This is a genomic window from Cupriavidus sp. FW216-B1, from assembly GCF_058789195.1.
The window spans coordinates 71,643-82,603 of record NZ_JBYTEL010000026.1; the positions used below are offsets into that span (position 1 = coordinate 71,643).

Consider the following 10,961-nt stretch of genomic DNA (forward strand, 5'->3'; position numbering starts at 1 on the left):
GGCGCGGAGGGCAGGGCGGACACGGGGCGGGCCGCCGCCCGCGCGCTCCGTGCCACTTGCCCGGATCGCCCCGACATAAGAAGATGACGCAGTTTCCCACTGCGGCGGCCGGCCAGAGACCCGGCAGCCGCCCGACATGCCAGTGACAGCCACCCGCCCGAACCTCTTTTTTGTCGGCCTGATGGGTGCCGGCAAGACCACCGTCGGCCGAACCGTGGCCCGGCGCCTGAACTATCCCTTCTTCGATTCGGACCACGAACTCGAGGCGCGTTGCGGCGTGCGGATCCCGATCATCTTCGAGCATGAGGGCGAAGCGGGCTTCCGCGAGCGCGAGGCGCACATGATCGACGAGCTGAGCCAGCGCAGCGGCATCGTGCTGGCCACCGGCGGCGGCGCGGTGCTGCGCCCGGAGAACCGGGCGCACCTGAAGGCGCGCGGCACCGTGGTCTACCTGCGCGCCAGCCCGCACGACCTGTGGCTGCGCACGCGCCACGACCGCAACCGCCCGCTGCTGCAGACCGCGGACCCGAAGGGCAGGCTCGAGGCGCTCTATGCCGAGCGCGACCCGCTTTACCGCGAGGTGGCGGACTTCATCATCGAAACCGGCAAGCCCTCGGTGGCCCAGCTTGCTAATATGGTGTTGATGCAACTTGAAATGGCCGGTTTCAGCGTGGCCGCCGAAGAGCCGGGCGAGCCCGGGCAGGACGACGGCGACGGCGCGGAAGCACCGCCGGCGCAGGACCGGAATCACGATGATCACCCTTGAAGTCGACCTCGGGGAGCGCAGCTACCCCATCCATATCGGCACCGGCCTGCTCGACCAGGCCGAGTTGCTGCGTCCCCACGTGCGCGGCACCCATGCCGTCATCGTCACCAACGAGACCGTCGGCCCGCTCTACGCGGCGCGCGTGGAGGCCACGCTGGCCGCGCTCGGCAAGACCGTGCGCACCGTGACCCTGCCCGACGGCGAAGCGTTCAAGCAGTGGGAAACGCTCAACCTGATCTTCGACGCGCTGCTCCGGGCCGGCGCCGACCGCAAGACCACGCTGGTCGCGCTCGGCGGCGGCGTGGTCGGCGACATGACCGGGTTTGCCGCCGCCAGCTACATGCGCGGCGTGCCGTTCGTGCAGATGCCCACCACGCTGCTGGCGCAGGTGGATTCCTCGGTGGGCGGCAAGACCGGCATCAACCACCCGCTCGGCAAGAACATGATCGGCGCGTTCCACCAGCCCAACGCGGTGATCGCCGACATCGACACGCTGCGCACGCTGCCGGCGCGCGAGCTGGCCGCCGGCCTGGCCGAGGTGATCAAGCACGGCGCCATCGCCGACGCCGAGTACTTCGGCTGGATCGAGCGCAACATCCGCGCGCTCAACGACTGCGACCCGGACATGATGGCGCTGGCGGTGCAGCGCTCGTGCGAGATCAAGGCCGCGGTGGTGGCCCAGGACGAGCGCGAGGGCGGCCTGCGCGCCATCCTCAATTTCGGCCACACCTTCGGCCATGCCATCGAGGCCGGCATGGGCTACGGCGAATGGCTGCACGGCGAGGCCGTCGGCTGCGGCATGGTGATGGCGGCCGATCTGTCGCACCGGCTCGGCTTCATCGACACCGAGACGCGCGCGCGCGTGACGCAGCTCACGCGCGCGGCCATGCTGCCCGTGGTGGCGCCGGATCTCGGCACCGACCGCTACATCGAACTGATGAAAGTGGACAAGAAGGCGGAAGCCGGCAGCGTCAAGTTCATCCTGCTCAGGAAGCTGGGCGAGGCCTTCATCACCACCGTGCCGGACGCCGACCTGCGCGCTACGCTGCAGCACGCGGTGCTCAGGCCGCCCACCGAGGCGCCGGTCGCCTGACGCGATCGGTTGTGCCTCGCAACCCCGGCCAGCGGCGCGAGCCCCGGCCGGCTGCCGACCGGATTGCCGCATGACCGACCTCGAAAGCCATCTCGCTCCGTATGCCGCCCGCTCCGCGCTGTCGCGCGGGCGCGTGCACGTCGAACCGCCGTCGTCCTCGCGCAGCGAGTTCCAGCGCGACCGCGACCGCGTGATCCACAGCACGGCCTTTCGCCGGCTCGAATACAAGACCCAGGTCTTCGTCAACCATGAGGGCGACCTGTTCCGCACCCGGCTCACGCACAGCCTGGAAGTGGCGCAGATCGCGCGCTCGATCGCCCGCAACCTGCGCCTGAACGAGGACCTCGTGGAGGCCATCTCGCTGGCCCACGACCTCGGGCACACGCCGTTCGGCCACGCCGGGCAGGACGCGCTGAACACCTGCATGAAGAACCACGGCGGCTTCGAGCACAACCTGCAGAGCCTGCTGGTGGTGGACGAGCTGGAGGAGCGCTACGGCGGCTTCGACGGCCTCAACCTGACCTTCGAGACGCGCGAGGGCGTGCTCAAGCACTGCTCGCGCGTCAATGCCTCGGCGCTGGGCGAGCTGGGCCGGCGCTTCCTGGAAGGCACCCAGCCCTCGCTGGAAGCCCAGCTGGCCAACCTGGCCGACGAGATCGCCTACAACAACCACGACATCGACGACGGCCTGCGCTCCGGCCTGCTCACGCTCGAGCAGATGGACGAAGTGCCGATGTGGCGCCGCCACCGCGCCGAGGCGATGACCGCCTTCCCGGGCATCAACGGCCGGCGCGTCATCAACGAGACCGTCCGGCGCATGATCAACACGCTGATCGTCGACCTGATCGAGACCACCAGCCGCAATATCGCCGCAGCCGGCCCGCGCAACATCGAGGCCGTGCGCGCCGCCGGCCCGCTGGTCGCCTTCAGCACCGCCGTGCGCGAGGAAGCCGCCGAACTCAAGCGCTTCCTGTTCCGCCACCTGTACCGGCACTACCTCGTGATGCGCATGTCGGCCAAGGCGCAGCGCATCATCACCGACCTGTTCGACGTCTTCATGGCCGATCCGCGCCTGCTGCCGCCGCAGTACCAGGCCGGGCAGGGGCGCGATCAGGCGCGGCTGGTCGCCCACTACATCGCCGGCATGACGGACCGCTACGCGATCCGCGAGCACCGCCGCATCTTCTCGGTCCACGAGGGCGGCAACTAGGCGCCGCATGCGGGGAGCGGGACGCCCCCGACAAATTGGGGACGGATCAGCGCGCGCCTGCGCTATCATCGGGTTTTGCCGGCGCGCCGCAAGGCGCCGGCGCCGATTCCCGCGTTTGCCCTCATGGCCCGACTTCCCCGCTTTTCGCCGACCGGCCTGCCCGCCCTCGTACTGCAGCGCGGCAACAACCGCCAGCCGGTCTTCCTCGGCCCCGACGACTACGTCCACTACCTGGACTGTCTGCGCATGGCCGCGCGCGAGCACGATCTCGCCATCCACGCCTACGCGCTGCGGCCCAACCACGTGCATCTGGTCGCCACGCCGCGCCAGGCCGACTCGCTCAGCCTGACCATGCAGGCGGTCGGGCGCCGCTACGCGCGCTACTTCAACCGCGCCGCGGGACGCACCGGCACGCTGTGGGACGGGCGCTTCCGCTCCGCGGTGTTCGACCCGGCGCAGTGGCTGCTGCCGGCCATGCTGTACGTGGAAGGCAACGCCATGCGCGCCGGCGAGGTCGCGCAGCCCGAGGCGGACCGCTGGAGCAGCTACCGCCACCACGCCGGCATCGAGGCCAGCCCCTTTGTGAGCGATCACTCCGTCTACTGGGCGCTCGGCAATACGCCGTTCGAGCGCCAGTCCAACTACCGCGCGGTGGCGGCCGAGGGCCTGTCGCCGGCGGCGCTGGCCACGCTGCGCAGCCACGCGCACAGCGGCTGGCCGCTCGGCGATGCCGCTTTCCTGGCGCAGCTGGAGCGGCAGGGCACGCGCCGCGTGCAGCCGTTGCCGAAGGGCCGGCCGCCGGGGCGCAGCGCGGGCGGCATGGACCCCGAACCCGGCGCCGCGTAGGCGGCGGCGCGGCTTGAACCGTCGCGGTGCCCGATGTGCGCGGGACGGCGCGCGATGCACCAAAAAGTAATATGTCCCCAAATAAAGACCATCCCGTTTGTGGTGCGAGATTTAATATGTTCTGACCCCATTTAAATTTTTTGCGAGACGTGGATGATTCTTTTATAGTTCCTCCACCCACATTCATTGTGCGGCGCGTCACGCTTGCGTACGCCGCTGCGGCCCCGCTGTCCCTCTCGTCATCCCGCTCCCGGCCCCGGCCGGCCCAGGTGGCAGAGTGCGGTCCCCGTTCCGGTCTGCCCTGCTGGCTGCGCAGCCCTCACCGGAATCCAGCCCGTGGACCAATCGCAATCCCAATCGAAGCCAACGCTGGCGCAGGCCGCCGAGTCCGCCTCTGCCGCCGCCACGCACGCGCCCGCCTCGCTGCCGCAGGCCCAGGGCATGTACGACCCCGCCAATGAGAAAGACGCATGCGGCGTCGGCATGGTCGCCCACATCAAGGGCAAGAAGAGCCACGAGATCGTCCAGCAGGGCCTGAAGATCCTGGAAAACCTCGATCACCGCGGCGCGGTCGGCGCCGACGCGCTGATGGGCGACGGCGCGGGCATCCTGATCCAGATCCCGGACCAGTTCTACCGCGAGGAGATGGCCAGGCAGGGCGTGACGCTGCCGCCGTCGGGCGAGTACGGCGTGGGCATGATCTTCCTGCCCAAGGAACACGCCTCGCGCCTGGCCTGCGAGCAGGAGCTCGAGCGCACCGTGCGCCTGGAAGGCCAGGTCGTGCTGGGCTGGCGCGACGTGCCGGTGGACTGCAACATGCCGATGTCGCCGACCGTGCGCAAGACCGAGCCGGTGATCCGCCAGATCTTCATCGGGCGCGGCCGCGACATCATGACCACGGACGCGCTCGAACGTAAGCTCTACGTGATCCGCAAGACCGCCAGCCACGCCATCCAGGCGCTCAAGCTCAAGCACGGCAAGGAATACTTCGTGCCGTCGATGTCGGCGCGCACGGTGGTGTACAAGGGCCTGCTGCTGGCCAACCAGGTCGGCGAGTACTACCTCGACCTGCAGGACCCGCGCGCCGTGTCGGCGCTGGCCCTGGTGCACCAGCGCTTCTCCACCAACACCTTCCCGGCCTGGGAGCTGGCCCACCCGTACCGCATGGTCGCCCACAACGGCGAAATCAACACGGTCAAGGGCAACGTGAACTGGGTCAACGCGCGCACCGGCGCGATCTCCTCGCCGGTGCTCGGCGACGACCTGCCCAAGCTGTGGCCGCTGATCTACCCCGGCCAGTCCGACACCGCCTCGTTCGACAACTGCCTCGAGCTGCTGACGATGGCGGGCTACCCGCTCGTCCACGCGATGATGATGATGATCCCGGAAGCCTGGGAACAGCACACGCTGATGGACGACAACCGCCGCGCGTTCTACGAGTACCACGCCGCCATGATGGAGCCGTGGGACGGCCCCGCCGCGATCTGCTTCACCGACGGCCGCCAGATCGGCGCCACGCTGGACCGCAACGGCCTGCGCCCGGCGCGCTTCTACGTGACCGAGGACGACGTCGTGGTGCTGGCCTCGGAAGCCGGCGTGCTGCCGTTCCCCGAGTCGCGCATCGTGCAGAAGTGGCGCCTGCAGCCGGGCAAGATGTTCCTGATCGACATGGAGCAGGGCCGCATCATCGACGACAAGGAGCTCAAGGACAACCTGGCCAACGCCAAGCCGTACAAGAGCTGGATCGACGCCGTGCGCATCAAGCTCGACGAGCTCGAAGCGAAGCCCGAGGACGTGGCCGCCGAGAAGAAGCCCGACGCGCGCCTGCTGGACCGCCAGCAAGCGTTCGGCTACACCCAGGAAGACGTCAAGTTCCTGATGGCGCCGATGGCGCTGTCCGGCGAGGAAGCCACCGGCTCGATGGGCAACGACAGCCCGCTGGCCGTGCTCTCGTCCAAGAACAAGACGCTGTACCACTACTTCAAGCAGCTGTTCGCCCAGGTCACCAACCCGCCGATCGACCCGATCCGCGAGAACATGGTGATGTCGCTGGTGTCGTTCATCGGCCCGAAGCCGAACCTGCTCGAGCTCAACAACATCAACCCGCCGATGCGCCTCGAAGTGTCCCAGCCCGTGCTGGACTTCAAGGACATCGCCAAGATCCGCAACATCGAGCACTACACCGGCGGCAAGTTCCGTTCGTACGAGCTGAACATCTGCTATCCGAAGGCGTGGGGCAAGGAGGGCATCGAAGCGCGCCTGGCCTCGCTGTGCGCCGAAGCCGTTGACGCGGTGCGCTCGGGCTACAACATCCTGATCGTGTCGGACCGCCGCGTCGACGCCGAGCACGTCGCCATTCCCGCGCTGCTGGCCACCTCGGCGATCCACCACCACCTGGTGGACAAGGGCCTGCGCACCTCGGCCGGCCTCGTGGTGGAAACCGGCACCGCGCGCGAAGTGCACCACTTCGCGCTGCTGGCCGGCTACGGCGCCGAAGCCGTGCACCCGTACCTGGCGATGGAAACGCTGTCGGACATGGCGCAGGGCCTGTCCGGCGACCTCTCGTCCGAGAAGGCGGTCAAGAACTTCGTCAAGGCGATCGGCAAGGGCCTGCAGAAGGTGATGTCCAAGATGGGCATCTCCACCTACATGTCGTACACCGGCGCGCAGATCTTCGAAGCGATCGGCCTGTCGCGCGAGCTGGTGCAGAAGTATTTCCACGGCACCGCCTCGAACGTCGAAGGCATCGGCATCTTCGAGGTGGCCGAGGAAGCGCTGCGCCTGCACCGCGACGCGTTCGGCGACAACCCGGTGCTCGAGGGCATGCTCGAGACCGGCGGCGAGTACGCGTTCCGCATCCGCGGCGAAGAGCACATGTGGACGCCGGACTCGGTGGCCAAGCTGCAGCACGCCGTGCGCGCCGACGAAGGCCGCGGCGCGTACCAGACCTACAAGGAATACGCCAACATCATCAACGACCAGAGCCGCCGCCACATGACGCTGCGCGGCCTGTTCGAGTTCAAGGTCGACCCGGCGCGCGCGATCCCGCTCGAGGAAGTCGAGTCGGCCAAGGACATCGTCCGGCGTTTCGCCACCGGCGCCATGTCGCTGGGCTCGATCTCGACCGAGGCCCACGCCACGCTGGCCGTGGCGATGAACCGCATCGGCGGCAAGTCCAACACCGGCGAAGGCGGCGAGGACGAGAAGCGCTACCGCAACGAGCTGCGCGGCATTCCCATCAAGCAGGGCGACACCATGCAGGGCCTGCTGGGCCCGGACGCCGTGGTGCGCGACCTGGAACTGCAGGCCGGCGACTCGCTGCGCTCGAAGATCAAGCAGGTGGCCTCGGGCCGGTTCGGCGTGACCGCCGAATACCTGGCCTCGGCCGACCAGATCCAGATCAAGATGGCGCAGGGCGCCAAGCCCGGCGAAGGCGGCCAGCTGCCCGGCCACAAGGTGTCGGACTACATCGGCAAGCTGCGCTACTCGGTGCCGGGCGTCGGCCTGATCTCGCCGCCGCCGCACCACGACATCTACTCGATCGAGGATCTGGCGCAACTGATCCACGACCTGAAGAACGTCAACCCGGTCTCCGACATCTCGGTCAAGCTGGTGTCCGAAGTGGGCGTGGGCACGGTGGCCGCGGGCGTGGCCAAGGCCAAGGCCGACCACGTGGTGATCGCCGGCCATGACGGCGGCACCGGCGCCTCGCCGCTGTCGTCGATCAAGCATGCCGGCACGCCGTGGGAACTGGGCCTCGCCGAGACCCAGCAGACCCTGATGCTCAACGGTCTGCGCAACCGCATCCGCGTGCAGGCCGACGGCCAGATGAAGACCGGCCGCGACGTGGTCATCGGCGCGCTGCTGGGCGCCGACGAGTTCGGCTTCGCCACCGCGCCGCTGGTGGCCGAAGGCTGCATCATGATGCGCAAGTGCCACCTGAACACCTGCCCGGTGGGCGTGGCCACGCAGGACCCGGTGCTGCGCAAGAAATTCCAGGGCAAGCCCGAGCACGTGGTGAACTTCTTCTTCTTCATCGCCGAAGAAGCGCGCGAGATCATGGCGCAGCTGGGCATCCGCACGTTCAACGAGCTGATCGGCCGCGCCGACCTGCTCGACACCCGTGCCGGCATCGAGCACTGGAAGGCGCGCGGCCTCGATTTCTCGCGCGTGTTCTACCAGGCGCCGATCGCCGCCGAAGTGCCGCGCTACCACACCGACACGCAGGACCACGGCCTGTCGGTCGAAGCCGGCAAGGCGCTCGACCACGTGCTGATCGCCAAGGCGCGCCCGGCCATCGACAAGGGCGAGCGCGTGTCGTTCATCCAGCCGGTCAAGAACGTCAACCGCACGGTCGGCGCGATGCTGTCCGGCGTGGTGGCCAAGCAGTACGGCCATGAAGGCCTGCCCGACGACACCATCCACATCCAGTTGCAGGGCACCGCCGGCCAGTCCTTCGGCGCGTTCCTCGCGCACGGCGTCACGCTGGACCTGGTGGGCGACGGCAACGACTACGTCGGCAAGGGCCTGTCGGGCGGGCGCGTGATCGTGCGCGCGCCGCACGAGTTCCGCGGCGATCCGACCCGCAACATCATCGTCGGCAACACGGTGCTGTACGGCGCCATCGCCGGCGAGGCGTTCTTCAACGGCGTGGCCGGCGAGCGCTTCGCGGTGCGCAACTCGGGTGCCTCCGCCGTGGTGGAAGGCACCGGCGACCACGGTTGCGAGTACATGACCGGCGGCACGGTGGTGGTGCTGGGCGGCACCGGGCGCAACTTCGCGGCCGGCATGTCGGGCGGCGTGGCCTACGTCTACGACGAGGACGGCCTGTTCGACAAGCGCTGCAACACCTCGATGGTCGCGCTCGAAACGGTGCTGGCGTCGGCGGACCAGGAAAAGGGCCAGTCGCCCGCTTCCTGGCACAAGGTCGGCGGCAAGCGCCAGCTCGACGAGGCCATCCTCAAGGGCCTGATCGAGCAGCACTTCCGCTTCACCGGCTCCGAGCGCGCCAAGGCGCTGCTGGCCGACTGGGCCACGGCGCGCCGCAAGTTCGTCAAGGTCTTCCCGACCGAGTACAAGCGCGCCCTGGGCGAGATGTACGCGAAGGAACAGGAAGCGAAGGACAGCGACCGGGAAGCCATCGCCGCCTGAGTTCGCAGGCAGGGCCCGCGGGCCCGACCAAGCAGGAGCGGCGGCGCGGCCCGCGCCGCCGGCTCACAAGATACTGACCTCACAGCGGGGCCGGCGCATGCGCCGGTGCCGCCCAGCAAGACCAAGGACGCAACATGGGTAAGGCGACTGGCTTTCTCGAATTTCCGCGCCAGAACGAAGGTTACGAGCCCGTAACCAAGCGCGTGAAGCACTACAAGGAATTCGTCTTCGCGCTGTCCGACAGCGAAGCGAAGATCCAGGGCGCGCGCTGCATGGACTGCGGCATCCCGTTCTGCAACAACGGCTGCCCGGTCAACAACATCATCCCCGACTTCAACGACCTGGTGTACCGCCAGGACTGGAAGTCGGCGATCCAGGTGCTGCACCAGACCAACAACTTCCCCGAGTTCACCGGCCGCATCTGCCCGGCGCCGTGCGAGGCCGCCTGCACGCTCGGCATCAACGAGCTGCCGGTCGGCATCAAGTCGATCGAGCACGCCATCATCGACAAGGCCTGGGAAGAAGGCTGGGTCGCGCCGCAGCCGGCAAAGCACAAGACCGGCAAGACCGTGGCCGTGGTCGGCTCCGGCCCCGCCGGCATGGCCGCCGCGCAGCAACTGGCGCGCGCCGGCCACGACGTGACCGTGTTCGAGAAGAACGACCGCATCGGCGGCCTGCTGCGCTACGGCATCCCCGACTTCAAGATGGAGAAGACGCTGATCGACCGCCGCATCGAGCAGATGCAGTCCGAAGGCGTGACCTTCCGCCCCGGCGTGATGGTGACCGATGGCGAACTGCCGGCCGGCATCAAGAACTACGCGCGCGAAACCATCTCGGCGCAGGCGCTGCAGGACCAGTTCGACGCCGTCGTGCTGGCCGGCGGCTCGGAAGTGCCGCGCGACCTGCCGGTGCCCGGCCGCGAGCTGGCCGGCGTGCACTACGCGCTGGAATTCCTGATCCCGCAGAACAAGGAAGTCGCCGGCGACGGCCCCAACGAGATCCGCGCCGAAGGCAAGCACGTGATCGTGATCGGCGGCGGCGACACGGGTTCCGACTGCGTTGGCACCTCCAACCGCCACGGCGCCGAGTCGATCGTCCAGTTCGAGCTGCTGCCGCAGCCGCCGGAAGAAGAAAACAAGCCGCTGGTGTGGCCGTACTGGCCGATCAAGCTGCGCACCTCGTCGTCGCACGACGAAGGCTGCGAGCGCGACTGGTCGGTGGCGACCAAGGAATTCATCGGCGGGGAAGGCAAGGACAGCGGCAAGATCACCGCGCTCAAGGCCTGCCGCGTGGAGTGGAAGGACGGCAAGATGCAGGAAGTGCCGGACAGCGAGTTCATCCTCAAGGCCGACCTCGTGCTGCTGGCGATGGGCTTCACCAACCCGGTCGGCTCGCTGCTCTCGGCGTTCGGCGTGGATACCGATGCGCGCAAGAACGCGCGTGCCGCCACCGAAGGCGAGCGGGCGTATCAGACCAATGTGCCGAAGGTGTTTGCCGCCGGCGACGTGCGTCGCGGGCAGTCACTGGTGGTGTGGGCGATTCGTGAGGGGCGCCAGGCGGCACGGTCGGTGGATGCGTTCCTGATGGGGCATTCTGAATTGCCGAGGTAAGTTTTCTTTTGTGCCTTGCCGGCTGTGGGTTGGCTGGTGGACCCGCCTTGGGGCTGTGAGCCTGGGGCGGGTTTTTTGTTTTTTTTGCTGGGGGCTTTGAGTTTGGTGTCAACTGGTTGATTTTGAAGTCGGTGTCTTAACGTCAGTTGCTGAACGTCAAAGTCAGCTGCTGAACGTCAACGGCTGAACGTCAAAGTCAAAGTCAACTTCAAAGTCAAAGGCTTTCGCTCCCCCGGTGAACTGACCCCCTAAAGTTGGACGGTCGGTGACGCTAGGCGCCGAAGG

6 protein-coding genes are annotated in these 10,961 nt (G+C 68.0%); all 6 read left to right on the forward strand.

Annotation, left to right across the window (positions count from 1 at the left end; all coding sequences use genetic code 11):
• Window positions 1–136 precede the first annotated feature (136 nt).
• The 6 genes from AC3WXD_RS31410 to AC3WXD_RS31435 all read left to right on the forward strand — a co-directional run bounded on the left by AC3WXD_RS31410 (window position 137) and on the right by AC3WXD_RS31435 (window position 10,676).
• Complete coding sequence (locus AC3WXD_RS31410; protein WP_231401626.1) at window positions 137–766, forward strand: shikimate kinase; 630 nt, start codon at window positions 137–139, stop codon at window positions 764–766.
• Window positions 753–1,859 carry a 3-dehydroquinate synthase gene (gene aroB, locus AC3WXD_RS31415; RefSeq protein WP_020203816.1) on the forward strand — a complete coding sequence of 369 codons (1,107 nt, stop codon included), beginning with the start codon at window positions 753–755 and terminating at the stop codon, window positions 1,857–1,859. The genes AC3WXD_RS31410 and aroB overlap by 14 nt, the downstream gene beginning before the upstream one ends.
• Before the next feature lie 70 nt (window positions 1,860–1,929).
• Entirely contained in the window at window positions 1,930–3,069 is a 1,140-nt protein-coding gene (locus tag AC3WXD_RS31420) for a deoxyguanosinetriphosphate triphosphohydrolase (RefSeq protein ID WP_020203815.1), read from the forward strand.
• 123 nt (window positions 3,070–3,192) lie between these two features.
• The gene (locus AC3WXD_RS31425) at window positions 3,193–3,915 is read left to right on the forward strand and encodes a transposase (RefSeq protein ID WP_043366864.1); all 723 of its coding nucleotides are present in this window, start codon (window positions 3,193–3,195) and stop codon (window positions 3,913–3,915) included.
• Between the two features lie 423 nt (window positions 3,916–4,338).
• A complete protein-coding gene (locus AC3WXD_RS31430) occupies window positions 4,339–9,066 on the forward strand; it encodes a glutamate synthase-related protein (RefSeq protein ID WP_454732499.1) in 4,728 nt (1,575 codons plus the stop codon).
• Between the two features lie 134 nt (window positions 9,067–9,200).
• On the forward strand, window positions 9,201–10,676 hold the full coding sequence (locus AC3WXD_RS31435) for a glutamate synthase subunit beta (RefSeq protein WP_454732288.1): 1,476 nt from the start codon (window positions 9,201–9,203) through the stop codon (window positions 10,674–10,676).
• Window positions 10,677–10,961: the final 285 nt, after the last annotated feature.